At 63.8% G+C, this 14,100-nt stretch carries 13 protein-coding genes; 11 read left to right on the forward strand and 2 right to left on the reverse strand.

Annotated features, from left to right (window positions below; translation table 11 throughout):
- Position 1: 1 nt before the first annotated feature.
- Positions 2 to 1,204, reverse strand: coding sequence for a penicillin-binding protein activator (locus tag JWJ88_RS04800; RefSeq protein WP_205294964.1), 1,203 nt, complete (start codon positions 1,202 to 1,204; stop codon positions 2 to 4).
- Between the two features lie 103 nt (positions 1,205 to 1,307).
- Here JWJ88_RS04800 and rsmI point away from each other — a divergent pair, with 103 nt between their 5' ends.
- The 3 genes from rsmI (at position 1,308) to gshB (ending at position 3,748) form a co-directional block, all read left to right on the forward strand.
- A complete protein-coding gene (gene rsmI, locus JWJ88_RS04805) occupies positions 1,308 to 2,216 on the forward strand; it encodes a 16S rRNA (cytidine(1402)-2'-O)-methyltransferase (protein ID WP_205294965.1) in 909 nt (302 codons plus the stop codon).
- Positions 2,213 to 2,626, forward strand: coding sequence for a YraN family protein (locus JWJ88_RS04810; protein WP_205294966.1), 414 nt, complete (start codon positions 2,213 to 2,215; stop codon positions 2,624 to 2,626). Before rsmI ends, JWJ88_RS04810 begins: the two co-directional genes overlap by 4 nt.
- Positions 2,627 to 2,797: 171 nt before the next feature.
- Positions 2,798 to 3,748: a glutathione synthase gene (gene gshB / locus JWJ88_RS04815; RefSeq protein ID WP_205294967.1), complete on the forward strand. Its 951-nt coding sequence runs from the start codon at positions 2,798 to 2,800 to the stop codon at positions 3,746 to 3,748.
- A 125-nt stretch (positions 3,749 to 3,873) separates the two neighbouring features.
- Here gshB and JWJ88_RS04820 read toward each other — a convergent pair whose 3' ends face one another.
- Positions 3,874 to 5,388: a YifB family Mg chelatase-like AAA ATPase gene (locus tag JWJ88_RS04820; RefSeq protein WP_205294968.1), complete on the reverse strand. Its 1,515-nt coding sequence runs from the start codon at positions 5,386 to 5,388 to the stop codon at positions 3,874 to 3,876.
- Between the two features lie 132 nt (positions 5,389 to 5,520).
- Here JWJ88_RS04820 and coaBC point away from each other — a divergent pair, with 132 nt between their 5' ends.
- The 8 genes from coaBC (at position 5,521) to JWJ88_RS04860 (ending at position 13,985) form a co-directional block, all read left to right on the forward strand.
- On the forward strand, positions 5,521 to 6,795 hold the full coding sequence (coaBC, locus tag JWJ88_RS04825) for a bifunctional phosphopantothenoylcysteine decarboxylase/phosphopantothenate--cysteine ligase CoaBC (RefSeq protein WP_205294969.1): 1,275 nt from the start codon (positions 5,521 to 5,523) through the stop codon (positions 6,793 to 6,795).
- Positions 6,792 to 7,859 (forward strand): cysteine desulfurase family protein, encoded by a 1,068-nt coding sequence (locus JWJ88_RS04830; protein WP_205294970.1) that lies wholly within the window; start codon positions 6,792 to 6,794, stop codon positions 7,857 to 7,859. Before coaBC ends, JWJ88_RS04830 begins: the two co-directional genes overlap by 4 nt.
- 1 nt (position 7,860) lies before the next feature.
- Complete coding sequence (sufB, locus tag JWJ88_RS04835; RefSeq protein WP_205294971.1) at positions 7,861 to 9,387, forward strand: Fe-S cluster assembly protein SufB; 1,527 nt, start codon at positions 7,861 to 7,863, stop codon at positions 9,385 to 9,387.
- Positions 9,388 to 9,606: 219 nt separating this feature from the next.
- Positions 9,607 to 10,362 carry a Fe-S cluster assembly ATPase SufC gene (gene sufC, locus JWJ88_RS04840; protein ID WP_205294972.1) on the forward strand — a complete coding sequence of 252 codons (756 nt, stop codon included), beginning with the start codon at positions 9,607 to 9,609 and terminating at the stop codon, positions 10,360 to 10,362.
- Entirely contained in the window at positions 10,362 to 11,708 is a 1,347-nt protein-coding gene (locus JWJ88_RS04845) for a SufB/SufD family protein (protein ID WP_205294973.1), read from the forward strand. The genes sufC and JWJ88_RS04845 overlap by 1 nt, the downstream gene beginning before the upstream one ends.
- On the forward strand, positions 11,705 to 12,193 hold the full coding sequence (locus tag JWJ88_RS04850; protein ID WP_205294974.1) for a hypothetical protein: 489 nt from the start codon (positions 11,705 to 11,707) through the stop codon (positions 12,191 to 12,193). Before JWJ88_RS04845 ends, JWJ88_RS04850 begins: the two co-directional genes overlap by 4 nt.
- The gene (locus JWJ88_RS04855) at positions 12,190 to 12,777 is read left to right on the forward strand and encodes a YIP1 family protein (RefSeq protein ID WP_205294975.1); all 588 of its coding nucleotides are present in this window, start codon (positions 12,190 to 12,192) and stop codon (positions 12,775 to 12,777) included. Before JWJ88_RS04850 ends, JWJ88_RS04855 begins: the two co-directional genes overlap by 4 nt.
- Positions 12,774 to 13,985: a cysteine desulfurase gene (locus JWJ88_RS04860; protein WP_205294976.1), complete on the forward strand. Its 1,212-nt coding sequence runs from the start codon at positions 12,774 to 12,776 to the stop codon at positions 13,983 to 13,985. The genes JWJ88_RS04855 and JWJ88_RS04860 overlap by 4 nt, the downstream gene beginning before the upstream one ends.
- Positions 13,986 to 14,100 lie beyond the last annotated feature (115 nt).

The following is a 14,100-nucleotide window of genomic DNA, read 5'->3' on the forward strand; positions in this document are numbered from 1 at the left end:
ATCAGAACCCAAAGCCGCCGAAGCTGCGCGGTGCCGGATCAAGCACCACCACCTGACCGCCCCGGACCGTGGCCACGGCCAGCGCGCGCTCATTGGTGCCGTCTCGTTTCAGGCGGAAGGCGCCCGAGACCCCGGCGAAACCGGCGCTCTGAGTCAGCCCCGAGGTGGTCAGGGCATTGCGCTTGCCCGCGCGCACCAGAGCGGCGATCGCCGCTACGCCGTCATAGGCCAGCGAGCCCAGATCATGCGGCGTTTCGCCGTAAGCGGCGCGGTAACGCTGCTCGAACTGGGCCTTGAGCGTGGTGTCGGGAAGGGCGAACCACCCCCCTTGGACGCCGCGCAGTTGCAGCCGGGCCGAGGGCTGGTCCCAGCGCGTCAGTCCCATCATCTGCACCGTGGCCGAGGTGACGCCTGCATCCGCCAGACTATCGGTCAGATAGGGCAGAACCGCGCCCTGGTTCGCGGTCATGAAGACCGCATCGACATTGCCCGACAGTGCCGCCTGCGCAACATTCGGCACGATGCCGTCGATGCCGGTTTTGGACAGCGGATGCACCGCGGTTCCGGCCAGCGTGGCGCCGTTGCGCTTGATCGCGCGCTCGATGGCGCGGGCGCCGACCTGACCCGCGGTGTCGTCCTCGGCCACCATGAGGATGCGGCGCTTGCCGTTCCTGACGCCGTATTTCACCAGCCGGTCGGCGACGTTGTCGAAGGTATTGCCCAGCACGAAGACATTGCCGCCGGCGATATCGGTGTTGTTGGAAAAGGAAAGCACGTTGACGCCTTGCGGGGCCATGGCGTTGCCGACCGCGTTGGCGCTGTCGGCGAAAAGCGGCCCCAGGATGATCTTGGCCCCCTCGCCAACCGCCCGGTTGGCCACGGCGACGGCTGTGCCGGGATCGGATCCGGAATCATAGACGCGCAGGTCGATGGTCGCGCCGCGCGCATCCGCCGCCGCCATCTTGGCGGAATTGGTCAAAGAACGCGCCAGCCAGTCCAGATCCGCGCTGCCCGTGCCCCCCGGCACCAGAAGGGCGACCTGAACCGGTTGCGAGGGGTCGATGCTCTGACCGGTCTGCGGGCCCGAGGCCCCCATGTCGGCCGGCTGGCAGGCGGCAAGCGTCAGGGCGGAAAGGACAGCTCCGATGCGCGCAAGCGGACGGCGCATGTCGAAGGCGCCGCGGATCGTTTTCAGGACGGTCATGGCGTGATTCCCTATTGGATCGAGGCTGGGGGTTTGATGGAGGCACGTTATTGGCATATGCGGGACATGGCAACTTGCCCCGGCAGGAAGAAAGGGATCAGCGATGGAGGATGGCGCCAGCACAGGCGGAACGGGCGCGAGACCCCTTTCCCTGACCGTATCGGCTCACTCGCCCGAGCCGGGACTTTATCTGGTCGCGACGCCGATCGGTGCGGCGCGCGACATTACGCTGCGGGCGCTGGATGTGCTGAACACAGCCGATGTGCTGGCCGCCGAGGATACCCGCAACCTGCGGCACCTGATGGATATTCACGGCATTCCGGTCCGGGGGCGCCGCATCATCGCCTATCACGACCACAATGCGGACCGGCAGCGCCCGGCGATCCTTGGCGCCTTGGAGCAGGGCAGGTCTGTCGCCTATGCCTCGGATGCGGGCACGCCACTGGTCGCTGATCCGGGCTACCGGCTTGCGCGGGATGCCGCCGAGGCAGGCTTTGCGGTCAGGGCGCTGCCCGGTCCATCCGCGGCGCTGGCGGCGCTGTCGGTGGCCGGTCTTCCCAGTGACCGGTTCATGTTCGTGGGGTTTCCCCCGGCTGCGGCGGGCGCCCGCCGGAAATGGATCGAAAGCTGGCGTCAGGTCGATGCCACGATAATCGCCTTCGAAAGCCCGAGGCGCGTTAAGCAACTATTGGATAATTTGTGCGAGATTGAGGCGAATCGTTCTACGGTGATCTGCCGGGAACTGACGAAGAAATTTGAAGAGGTGATGCGTGGAACGGCGACGGAACTGGCCCAACGGATCCCAGAGGAAGGGCTGCGTGGTGAAGTGGTCGTGCTTTTCGGGCGACCAGAGCCGGTCGTCGCTGACGAGGCCAGTTTGCGCAAGGCCCTGGACGGGCTTCTGGGCACGCTTCCGGTAAAGGAAGCCGCGGCGGAGATTGCGTCGAGGTTTGGTCTGCCACGGCGAGAGGTTTATGCGCTGGCCCTAGAGATGAGGAAAGAGCGGGAATGAAGTTCGAAAGGATTTCCTATGGGACGCCGGTCCCGGGAAGTGACAGCAAAGCCCGACAAGGTGCCTTGGCCTATTCTGCCGGTCGTTTCGCCGAAGAATCGGTGGCGCGGGAATACCGACAGCGCGGCTATGAGGTCATGGCTGAACGCTGGCGCGGTCGGGGCGGTGAAATTGATCTGATTTTACGCAAGGATGACGAATATGTCTTTGTCGAGGTCAAGAAATCACGCTTGCATGACTGGGCGGCGGAGCGAATCAACGCGCGGCAGATCGCACGGATTTGCAATTCCGCATTGGAATACTGCGGGCGCCTTCCTGCCGGTTTGTTGACTGCCATGCGCTTCGACGCGGCCTTGGTCGATCAGTTCGGACGTGTCGATATCATAGAGAGTGCTTTTGGTGTGAACTAGGTGTTTGGTGCGACAAATGGGTAGACGTGAACGGGGATTTGGTCTGGTCAGTCAGGCCGCAGGACCGATTGCCCGCAGGGGCCACCAATATCAACGCCATGCCGGACTGCCGCTTGCAAACCCCGGGTATGCGCGCCAGAACTTCCTGCGAAACAGGCAGGGAATGATAGTATGAGTCTTTACGTAGCCTTGCAGATGGATCCGGTCGAACATGTCTCGATCGACGGCGACAGCACGTTCCGGCTGGGGCTCGAGGCAGAAGCCCGTGGTTACCGGCTGTTCCAATACACTGCCGACCGCCTGAGCTATTGCGAAGGACGGGTGATGGCCCGCGGTCGGCCGGTCAGCCTGCGGCGCGAACAGGGGAATCACGTGGCTTTCGGCGACTGGTTCGATGTCGATCTGTCGGAGTTCGACGTGGTCTGGTTGCGTCAGGATCCCCCCTTCGACATGGGTTATATTACCACCACTCATCTTCTGGATCGGGTGCATCCCTCGACTTATGTCGTCAATGACCCTTTCTGGGTTCGTAACAGCCCCGAGAAACTGCTGGTTCTGGATTTCCCAGAGCTTACGCCCCCGACGCTGATCACCCGCGATCTGGGCCAGATCCGCGCCTTCCGCGAACGGCACGGTGATTTCATCCTGAAGCCGCTTTATGGCAACGGGGGCGTCGGCATTTTTCACATGCGGCCGGACGATCCGAATCTTTCCTCGCTGGTCGAGACTTTTCTTGCCAATAGCCGCGAGCCGATTATTGCGCAGAAATACCTGCCTGCCGTGGTCAGGGGGGACAAACGTATCATCTTGGTTGATGGCGAACCTGTCGGCGCGATCAACCGTGTCCCGGCCCAAGGCGAAGCGCGGTCGAACATGCATGTCGGCGGCCGCCCGGAAAAGATCGGCCTGACTAAGCGGGAACACGAGATCTGCGCGCAGATTGGTCCGGTCCTGCGCGAGAAGGGTCTGATTTTTACCGGTATCGACGTCATCGACGGGTGGCTGACCGAGATCAACGTAACCTCGCCGACCGGGATTCAGGAGCTTGAACGCTTTGATGGTGTGAACGCAGCGGCGTTGATTTGGGATGCTATCGAGCGCCGGCTGGCCGAGCGGGGCTAGGTCGCATCGCAGACGGTCTTCCAAGGTCGCTGCATGGTAATCGTCACTCAATAGCGGGTGCTTTTGCAATTTATGGGCAAAGTGCCGACGCGGCGGTTGGTTGCGTGGTTAAATGCCGTGCAACTTCAGTCCGGCCGGCCAAAAGGCAGGCGATAGGACAAGGCCTCGGCCAGATGCGGCTGGCGGATATTGGGCGCTTCATCCAGATCGGCCACCGTGCGGGCGCTACGCAGGATACGATGATAGCCACGCGGGGTCAGTCCCAGCCGGTCCGCGGCCAGAGCCAGGAGTGAACGACACTCGCTGTCGAGCGGCGCGATTTCCTCGAGCAACCGGCCCGACGCATCTGCATTCACCCGCGCGGTCGGATGATCGGCGAAACGCTGTGATTGCCGGTCCCGGGCGGCGGCGACCCGTTCGGCGACACTGGCAGAGCTTTCACCCGTGGCCGGCAAGCCCAGATCCTCGATGGAGACCTGTGGCACCTCGATGCGCAGATCGAACCGATCCATCATCGGCCCGGATATGCGGCCCAGATAGTCGGAGCCGCAGCGTGGCGCCTTGGAGCAGGCGCGCGCGGCATCGGCGATCTCGCCGCAGCGGCAGGGATTGGCGGCGGCGACCAGCAGGAAACGTGCCGGATAGCGGATATGGGCATTGGCGCGTGAAACGTGGATTTCGCCCGTCTCGACAGGCTCGCGCAGCGCGTCTATGACCCGGCGTTCGAACTCCGGCAGCTCGTCCAGAAACAGCACGCCGTTATGGGCCAGGCTGGCTTGTCCCGGCCGGGCATTGCGGCCCCCGCCCACCATTGCCGCCATTGAGGCGGTATGATGGGGTTGGCAAAAGGGCACCATGCGCGAGATGCCGCCCCCCGCAAGCAGGCCTGCGACGGATTGGATGATCGAGGTCTCCAGCGCCTCTTGCGGGCTTAGCGGTGGCAGGATCCCCGGCAGTCGGGTGGCCAGCATGGATTTACTGGCGCCCGGCGGCCCCACCATCAGCAGGTGGTGCCGGCCAGCCGCGGCGATTTCCAGCGCGCGGCGAGCCCGTTCCTGCCCCCTGACTTCGGCAAGATCGGCCTCTTGCACGGTTCGCGCCAGTTCGCCGGGGGCGGTGCGTATCAGTGGCGCGCGATCGGTCAGGTGATCGACTGCTTCGCGCAGCGTGCGCGGCGCAAAGACCGGAACGGCCCCGACCCAGGCGGCTTCGGCCCCGCAGGGCTGCGGCACCAGCAGCGCTCGGTTGTCCTCGGCCGCGGCCATGGCGGCGGGCAGTGCCCCTGCGACAGGCGACAACCGCCCATCCAGCGCCAGTTCCCCCAGCGCCACGACCCGCTCCAGGGTTTCGGCGGGGATGATCTCAAGCGCGGCCAGCACCGCAAGTGCGATGGGCAGGTCGAAATGCGAGCCCTCTTTGGGCAGGTAGGCGGGTGAGAGGTTCACCGTCACCCTGCGCGAAGGCATGGCGATGGACAGCGCGCCGAAAGCGGCCTTGACCCTTTCTCGCGCTTCGCTGACCGACTTGTCGGGCAGGCCGACGATGCCAAAGCCCGGTAGACCCGGCGAGACCGAACATTGCACCTCGACCAGCCGCGCCTCGACCCCGTCGAAGGCAACCGTATAGGCAATTGCCACCATCGCCGTCCCCACTTCACCGGCTTTTCGCCTAACACGCGGTAGCTTAAAGAATGGTTAACGGGCGCGGCTTGCTTGTTACCCGCGCCGCTTGCCCCTATGTGCAGGGCGAACGACACGGCAGAGGAAGCAACCATGCAAGGCAGCCGAATATTGTTGATCGTTGGCGGGGGTATCGCCGCGTTCAAGATTCCCGAGCTGATCCGCATGATCCGGCGCGAGGGCGGCTCTGTCGTGCCGGTCCTGACACGTGCGGGCGCCGAGTTCGTTACGCCGCTGACGCTTTCTGCGCTGGCCGAGGCGCCCTGCCATACCGAACTGTTCGACCTTACCCGCGAATCCGAGATGGGCCATATTCAGCTTTCGCGCGCGGCAGATCTGGTGGTGGTCGCGCCGGCCACCGCCAACCTGCTGGCGCGCATGGCGACGGGAATGGCCGATGATCTGGCGACCACCTTGCTGCTGGCAACGGACAAGCCGGTACTGGCGGCTCCGGCGATGAATGTGCGCATGTGGCAGCACGCGGCTACGCAACGCAATCTGGACATGCTGGAAAACGACGGAATCCGCTTCGTTGGCCCGGACGAAGGCGACATGGCCTGCGGGGAATACGGACCCGGCCGCATGGCGGAACCCGAGGCGATTCTAAGCGCGATCCGTGCTGCGCTTGCTCGCGAAAGGCCGTTGCGTCTGCCGCCCGAAGCGGTGGTGTCGCTGCCGGCCCGTCGGCTGGGCGGTCAGCATGTGATCGTGACCTCGGGGCCGACGCATGAGCCCATAGATCCGGTGCGCTATATCGCCAATCGTTCCAGCGGGGCGCAAGGCGCGGCCATTGCTGCCGCGCTGCGCGATCTGGGTGCGCGGGTCAGCTTTGTCACCGGCCCGGCTGAGGTGCCGCCGCCCGAGGGTGTCGAGGTGATAGCAGTGGAAACCGCCCGCGAGATGCGCGAGGCGGTCGAGGCGGCGTTGCCCGCCGACGCCGCAGTCATGGCCGCTGCCGTCGCCGATTGGCATGTCGCCAACGCCCGGCCGGGCAAGATCAAGAAAGATGGCACCGGCAAGTTGCCCGAGCTGGAGTTCGCGGAAAACCCTGACATTCTTGCCTGGATAAGCCAGTTGCCGCAGGGGCGTCCCGCGTTGGTGGTGGGCTTTGCCGCTGAAACCGACGATGTGCTGGAAAACGCCACCCGCAAGCGCAAACGCAAGGGGTGCGACTGGATCGTGGCCAATGATGTCAGCCCTGCGACCGGGATCATGGGGGGCGTCGAGAACGCCGTCACCCTGATCTCGGACGAGGGGGCGGAAAGCTGGCCGCGCCTGTCCAAGGGCGAGGTCGCGCGCCGTCTGGCCGAGCGTATTGCCGATGCGCTGAGCCTCGAGGGTGACAGCCTATCGGAGGGGCAGGGATGAACCGGGTCTATCTGGACTGGAACGCCACCGCGCCGCTGCGCTCTGAGGCGCGCGAAGCGATGCTGGCCGCGACCGAGATCGTCGGCAATCCGTCGTCTGTCCATGCTGAAGGACGGGCCGCGAAATCTGCGCTGGAACAGGCGCGCGAGGAAATCGCCGCGGCTTTGGGTGCCGAGGGGGCGGATGTGATCTTTACCTCGGGTGCGACCGAGGCGGCTGCACTGGTGCTTCAGGGACGCGGGCTGGCCTGTGCGGCGGTCGAACATCCTGCCGTGCTGGCCTGGTGCGACAGTTCCTTGCCGACTGATACCAAGGGGCAGGTGACGGTGGCCGATCCGACGCGCGCGACATTGCAGCTTGCCAATTCCGAGACCGGCGTGATCCAGGAACTGCCCCATGGGCTCGCGGTCAGCGACCTGACCCAGGCATTCGGAAAGACGCCCTTCGCGTTCAACTGGCTGGGGATCCAGGCCGGGTTCGTCAGCGCCCACAAGCTTGGCGGCCCGCGCGGGGTGGGCGCGCTGGTGGTCAAGCGCGGCACCGAGATCGAGGCACGTATCAAGGGGGGCGGGCAGGAACAGGGCCGGCGTGCCGGGACGGAAAACCTGATCGGCATCATGGCATTTGCAGCGGCGGCAAAAGCGGCGCAGAATGATCTGGATCAAGGAAGCGAAGAAAAAGTGTCGCAACTGCGCGATTCGCTGATGGCCGCTCTGGAATCCGGGGCGGAAATGGTTACATTCCCGGGGCGTGAGTCCCGCCGCCTGCCAAATACATTGTCGATCCTGACGCCGGGATGGCGCGGAGAGACGCAGGTGATGCAGATGGATCTGGCCGGATTTGCCGTCTCGGCAGGCTCGGCCTGCTCTTCGGGCAAGGTCCGGCCGAGTTCGGTTCTGACAGCCATGGGAATCGCGCCGGAACGGGCCGGCGATGCGATCCGCGTGTCGATCGGGCCGACGACGGACGCCGGGGACGTGATGCGTTTTGCGGATGCCTGGCTGGCGGCATATGGCCGCTGGCGGCAAAGGAATGATTGGCGGGCGACCGCGGGAAGGGCTTGAAATGACTGAACAGATCGGCGAGGCAATCGAAGTCCGCGAGGGCGTTGACCGTGAAACCGTCGAGACCGTCCAGAACATGGGGTCGTATAAATACGGCTGGGAAACGGATATCGAGATGGAATACGCCCCCAAGGGCGTGAATGAGGATATCGTCCGGCTGATCTCGGAAAAGAACGAAGAGCCGGAATGGATGACCGAATGGCGGCTGCAAGCCTTTCGTCGCTGGCAGACCATGACCGAGCCGAAATGGGCGATGCTGCATTATCCCGAGATCGATTATCAGGAGCAGTATTACTACGCCCGTCCGAAAAGCATGCAGGTCAAGCCAAAGTCGCTGGACGAGGTCGATCCCAAGCTGCTTGCCACTTATGAAAAGCTGGGTATCCCGCTGAAGGAACAGATGATTCTGGCCGGTATCGATGGCGCGGAGGGTGCCCCGGCCGAGGGTCGCAAGGTCGCGGTCGATGCTGTGTTCGACAGTGTGTCGGTCGGCACCACCTTCAAGGACGAACTGGCAAAGGCCGGCGTGATCTTCTGCTCGATCTCGGAAGCCATTCGCGAACATCCCGAACTGGTAAAGAAATACCTTGGTTCGGTCGTGCCGCAGACGGACAATTTCTATGCCACGCTGAACTCGGCTGTCTTCTCGGACGGCAGCTTTGTTTATGTTCCGCCGGGCGTGCGCTGCCCGATGGAGCTGTCGACCTATTTCCGCATCAATGCCGAGAATACCGGTCAGTTCGAGCGCACTCTGATCATCGCCGACAAGGGCTCATACGTCAGCTATCTGGAGGGCTGCACCGCGCCCAAGCGCGACGTGGCGCAACTGCATGCGGCGGTGGTGGAAATCGTCATTCTGGAAGATGCCGAGGTCAAGTATTCGACCGTGCAGAACTGGTTCCCCGGCGACGAGGAAGGCAGGGGCGGCATCTACAACTTCGTCACCAAGCGTGCCGACTGCCGCGAGGCACGGGCCAAGGTGATGTGGACCCAGGTCGAAACCGGCTCTGCCATCACCTGGAAATACCCTTCGTGCATTCTGCGCGGTGACGAGTCGCAGGGCGAATTCTACTCGATCGCCATTGCCAACAACCACCAGCAGGCCGACACGGGCACCAAGATGATCCATCTTGGTAAGAACACCCGCTCGCGCATTGTTTCAAAAGGGATTTCTGCCGGACAAGCGCAGAATACCTATCGCGGGCTGGTGTCCATGCACCCGCGCGCGAAGAACAGCCGCAACTATACCCAATGCGACAGCCTGCTGATCGGCGACAAATGCGGCGCCCATACCGTGCCCTATATCGAGGTCAAGAACACATCGTCGCGGGTTGAGCATGAGGCGACCACCAGCAAGGTGGACGACGACCAACTGTTCTATTGCCGTTCGCGTGGTATGGACGAGGAAGAGGCGGTCGCGCTGGTGGTGAACGGCTTCTGCCGCGAGGTGCTGCAGGCTCTGCCGATGGAGTTCGCCATGGAGGCGCAGGCACTGGTCGCCATCTCGCTGGAAGGGTCGGTGGGATGATTGCCGCCGTTGTATCCGGCAATGCGGGTCGCCCTTCGGGCACCTGCCAACCTTCGCGGGCTGCGGCCTTCGACAGCGTTTTGTCCGTGACGCAGGACCGCGGCCGCCATTTGGGCGGTAACGCTTGGGCCGGTGTCGATCTGGGCTATAAAGTCATCAATAATATGCGGGAGGTGTCCGGCTTGGACGCCGCCGCAAGTGTCGAATAGGAACCGAACTATGCTGGAAATCAAGAATCTGCACGTCAAGCTTGAGGATGAGGACAAACAGATCCTCAAAGGCGTCGATCTGACCGTCCCGGCCGGCGAGGTCCATGCGATCATGGGGCCGAACGGCTCGGGGAAATCGACCCTGTCCTATGTGCTGTCGGGCCGTGACGGCTATGAGGTGACCGAGGGCGAGGCGACGCTGAACGGCGAAGCCCTGCTGGAGATGGAGCCGGAAGAGCGCGCCAGCGCCGGCCTGTTCCTGGCCTTCCAGTATCCGGTCGAGATCCCGGGCGTCGGTAATATGACCTTCCTGCGCACCGCCGTGAACGCGCAGCGCAAGTCGCGCGGCGAAGAAGAACTGAGCGCGGCCGATTTCCTCAAGCTGATCCGCGAAAAAGCCCGGACGCTGAAGATCGACGCCGAAATGCTGAAGCGCCCGGTCAACGTGGGCTTCTCGGGCGGCGAGAAAAAGCGCAACGAGATCTTGCAGATGGCCATGCTTGAGCCGCGCATGTGCATCCTGGACGAAACCGATTCCGGGCTGGACGTCGATGCGATGCGGCTGGTGGCCGAAGGCGTGAATGCGTTGCGTTCGCCCGACCGCGCCTTTCTGGTGATCACGCATTATCAGCGGCTGCTCGACCACATCAAACCCGACGTGGTGCATATCATGGCGGATGGCCGCATCGTTCGCTCTGGCGGGCCCGAGCTTGCGCTTGAGGTCGAAGAGAACGGCTATGGCGATCTGCTGGCGGAGGTCGGGTGATGGCGGATACGGCTGTTCTTGCCGCGCAGGTGCCTGCGGTCGAGGGCAAGGTCCGTCCCGGAGACGCGGCGGTGGCCGCGCGTCTGGATGCGCTGAAGTTGCCGCAAGGCGGCTTTACCCGTGCCGCGCGCGAGGATGCGGCACAGAGGCTGCAGGCCATGGGCCTGCCGGGCGCGCGTGACGAATACTGGCGCTATACCGATCCGGCGGCATTCAATGCCGCCCGGCCCGCACCGGTCGAATTCTCGGCCGATAGCTCGACCCTGTTCACGGGGATCGAGCGGCTGAATATCGTTTTCGTGGACGGGCGTTTCGATGCCACGGCCTCGGATGCGCTGGAAGCCGAGGGCCTGGAGATCGACAGCCTTGCCGCGGTCGAAGGGGCTGCGGATCACTGGGCGGTCGGGGTTTACGGTCAGCTTGAAGCCGCGGGACAGATCCCGGTCAAACGGCCTTTTGCGACGCTGAACACGCTCGCCGCCCCCGAGGGCGTGCTGATCCGTGTCACCGGCAAGCCTTCGCGTCCGGTCCATATCACCTATCGCCGTTCTGCGGCGGATGCCGATGTCTATTTGCATCACGTCGTCAAGCTTGAGGACGGGGCCGAACTGACGCTGCTGGAGACCGGCGCGATCGGGGCGCGCTCGAACGTGGTGCTCGAGGCGGATCTGGGCAAAGGCGCCCGTTTCCATCACATCAGCGCCAAGCGTGCCAATGATCCCAAGCTGGGCCTGGGCCATATCTTTGCCCGCGTCGCGGATGAGGCGCTGTTCAAGTCCTTCTCGCTTTCGGTCAATGGCCGGCTGATGCGCAACGAGTCGGTGATCGACATCGCCGGCAACGATGCGGTAGCCCATATCGCTGCTGCCGTGCTGGGAGATGGCGATATCGGCGCCTTCCACCATGACGACACCGTCTTTGTCACCCATGCCGCCGAGCGTTGCGAAAGCCGGCAGGTCTATAAAAAGGTGCTGAAGAACGGGGCCGAGGGCATCTTCCAGGGCAAGATCCTGGTCAAGCCCGGTGCGCAAAAGACCGACGGCTACCAGATCAGCCAAGGTTTGCTGCTGGACGAGGGCAGCCAGTTCCTCGCCAAGCCCGAGCTGGAGATCTATGCCGACGACGTCAAATGCTCGCACGGCTCGACCACCGGCGCATTGGATGAAACGGCGCTGTTCTATCTGCGCTCGCGCGGGGTGCCCAAGCAACGCGCCGTTGTGCTGCTGGTGCTGTCCTTCCTGGCCGATGCCTTGGACGAGATCGACGATCACCGGCTGCGCGACGACATCCTTGGCCGGCTGGAAGACTGGCTGACCGAGCGCGCGGGTAATCCGAGCAAGGCATGAGCCGGACTGGTATCGTTCCGCGCATCCTTGAAAGCTGGTGGGCGCCGGGCAGGGTGGTCAAATCCCTGCGCGGCATGCCCGACCGGGCGCTGATCGTCGTGCTGATGGCGGCGATGCTGATCTTTCTGATCGCACAGGCGCCGGGTCATGCCCGTGCCGCGCAGTTGCAACCCGAGGTGCCCTTGGGCGCGCGCATGGGCGGGGCGCTGCTGGCGGTGATGTTCATGATGCCGCTTTTGGCTTATGCGCTGGCGGCGCTTGTTTCTGCGCTGTCCCGGCTGACGCCTTGGCCGGTGGCACCGCTGGAGTCGCGCCTGGCATTGTTCTGGGCCTTGCTGGCAGTGGCTCCGGCCATGCTGCTGGCGGGGATAACTGCCGGTCTGGTCGGTCCCGGTGCGGCACTTGGCCTGACGCGGGCGGTGGCGGGTCTGGGTTTTCTCGTGATATGGGGCGCGGGACTGGGCGCATTGGCGGGGCATAGATGAAACTGGGCGATCTTGGCGATCTGATGGTCCTGACCCTGCGTGATCCCGATGCGGCGATTCGCGTATTGCGCGGGCTGGATCTGCCGATGGTCACGCGCTGGATGGTGCTGTTGCTGGCGGTGTCGCTGTCGACGCTGCTTGCCGGGCTGTCGTTGTTGCTGTTCCCGATCGAAGTCGACAACCTCGTTTCGCGCATGCTGTCCGAACCGATGACGCTGGCTGGCATCCAGTTTGGCGCCATGGCGTTGTCGGCACTGTTCGTGGCGCATATCGGGCGGCTTTTCGGTGGCCACGGCAATTTTGCCGATGCGCTTCTGGCGGTGGGCTGGGTCGAATTGATGCTGGTCGGGCTGCAAGCCGTGCAGGTGGTGATGATGCTGCTGTTTCCAGCCACCGCGACGATGCTTTCCATGCTGGCCTTTGGCCTGTTCCTTTATCTTGCCGTGACCATGACCAAGGCGCTGCATGGGTTCACCAATACCGCTAAGGTGGTGGTGGGGTTGATCGGCAGCATCTTTGTGCTTGGCTTCGTGCTATCGCTGATCGCCGCCGCGTTCGGCATTGTCCCCGAGGTGACACCATGAGCTTCAACATAGACAAGGTTCGCGCCGATTTCCCGATCCTCGCCAGTCAGGTGAACGGTCGGCCGCTGGTCTATCTGGACAACGGAGCCTCGGCGCAAAAACCTCGCGCGGTGATCGATGCGGTGACGCGCGCCTACGAGGCCGAATATGCCAATGTGCATCGCGGCCTGCACTTCCTGTCCAATCTCGCGACCGAGAATTATGAACGGGTCCGCGCCATCATCGCCCGTTTCCTGAACGCACCGCGCGAAGACGAGGTGATCTTTACCTCGGGCGCGACCGAGGGGATCAACCTCGTTTCCTACGGCTGGGCGGCACCGCGGCTTCAGGCTGGCGACGAGATTCTGCTGTCGGTTCTGGAGCATCACGCCAATATCGTGCCCTGGCACTTCCTGCGCGAACGCCAGGGTGTGCAGATCAAATGGGTCGAACCCGAGGCGGACGGTTCACTGCCGCCCGAAAAGGTGCTGGCAGCCGTGGGACCCAGGACGAAACTGATCGCCGTCACCCATATGTCGAACGTGACTGGCACCGTGGTGGATGTCGGCACCATCGCGCGCGGCACGCATGTGCCGGTGCTGGCGGATGGTAGTCAGGCCGCCGTGCATATGCCCGTTGACCTTCAGGCACTCGGCGTCGATTTTTACTGCATCACCGGGCATAAGCTCTATGGCCCGTCGGGGTCGGGCGCGATCTGGATCAGGGCCGAGCGGCAGGCCGAGATGCGTCCTTTCATGGGGGGCGGCGACATGATTCGCACTGTCACCCGCGACACGGTCGACTATGCCGACCCACCCCTGCGGTTTGAGGCCGGGACCCCCGGCATCGTCAACCAGATCGGTCTGGGCGCGGCCTTGGAATATCTGATGGCCTTGGGCATGGAGAATGTTGCCGCGCATGAACGGGATTTGCGTGACTATGCGCGTGAGCGGCTGCGCAGCCTGAACTGGCTGTCGGTGCAGGGCGACGCGGCGGATAAGGGTGCGATCTTTTCGATGACGATGCAGGGCGCGCATGCCCATGATATCTCGACGATCCTCGACAAGCGCGGCATCGCGGTGCGGGCGGGGACGCATTGCGCCATGCCTTTGCTGGATTTCTTTGGCGTCAGTGCCACGGCACGCGCCAGCTTTGCGATGTATAACACCCGTGCCGAGGTCGATGCGCTGATCGACGGTCTGAGTTTCTGCCGCGAGCTTTTTGCCTAAGTCCCGGTGACGGGGTGCGCGCTGGTCTGCGGGCATCCGGTATCTTCTCTCGGGCCGTGTCAGGGCAGCGGTCACGTACCGTGCGGCACGGCGCCGAGGCATCTGCCAAGGGTTT

It is taken from the genome of Paracoccus methylovorus (assembly GCF_016919705.1).
GTDB classification, from domain to species: Bacteria; Pseudomonadota; Alphaproteobacteria; order Rhodobacterales; family Rhodobacteraceae; genus Paracoccus; species Paracoccus methylovorus.

Excerpts from the sequence above, each read along its gene's own strand:
- JWJ88_RS04830 (WP_205294970.1), top strand. The coding sequence starts at position 6,792 with ATGAACCGGGTCTATCTGGACTGGAACGCCACCGCGCCGCTGCGCTCT.
- JWJ88_RS04810 (WP_205294966.1), top strand. The coding sequence starts at position 2,213 with ATGAAGTTCGAAAGGATTTCCTATGGGACGCCGGTCCCGGGAAGTGAC.
- JWJ88_RS04800 (WP_205294964.1), bottom strand. The coding sequence starts at position 1,204 with ATGACCGTCCTGAAAACGATCCGCGGCGCCTTCGACATGCGCCGTCCG.
- coaBC (WP_205294969.1), top strand. The coding sequence starts at position 5,521 with ATGCAAGGCAGCCGAATATTGTTGATCGTTGGCGGGGGTATCGCCGCG.
- JWJ88_RS04845 (WP_205294973.1), top strand. The coding sequence starts at position 10,362 with ATGGCGGATACGGCTGTTCTTGCCGCGCAGGTGCCTGCGGTCGAGGGC.
- sufC (WP_205294972.1), top strand. The coding sequence starts at position 9,607 with ATGCTGGAAATCAAGAATCTGCACGTCAAGCTTGAGGATGAGGACAAA.
- JWJ88_RS04850 (WP_205294974.1), top strand. The coding sequence starts at position 11,705 with ATGAGCCGGACTGGTATCGTTCCGCGCATCCTTGAAAGCTGGTGGGCG.
- JWJ88_RS04860 (WP_205294976.1), top strand. The coding sequence starts at position 12,774 with ATGAGCTTCAACATAGACAAGGTTCGCGCCGATTTCCCGATCCTCGCC.
- rsmI (WP_205294965.1), top strand. The coding sequence starts at position 1,308 with ATGGAGGATGGCGCCAGCACAGGCGGAACGGGCGCGAGACCCCTTTCC.
- JWJ88_RS04820 (WP_205294968.1), bottom strand. The coding sequence starts at position 5,388 with ATGGTGGCAATTGCCTATACGGTTGCCTTCGACGGGGTCGAGGCGCGG.
- gshB (WP_205294967.1), top strand. The coding sequence starts at position 2,798 with ATGAGTCTTTACGTAGCCTTGCAGATGGATCCGGTCGAACATGTCTCG.
- JWJ88_RS04855 (WP_205294975.1), top strand. The coding sequence starts at position 12,190 with ATGAAACTGGGCGATCTTGGCGATCTGATGGTCCTGACCCTGCGTGAT.
- sufB (WP_205294971.1), top strand. The coding sequence starts at position 7,861 with ATGACTGAACAGATCGGCGAGGCAATCGAAGTCCGCGAGGGCGTTGAC.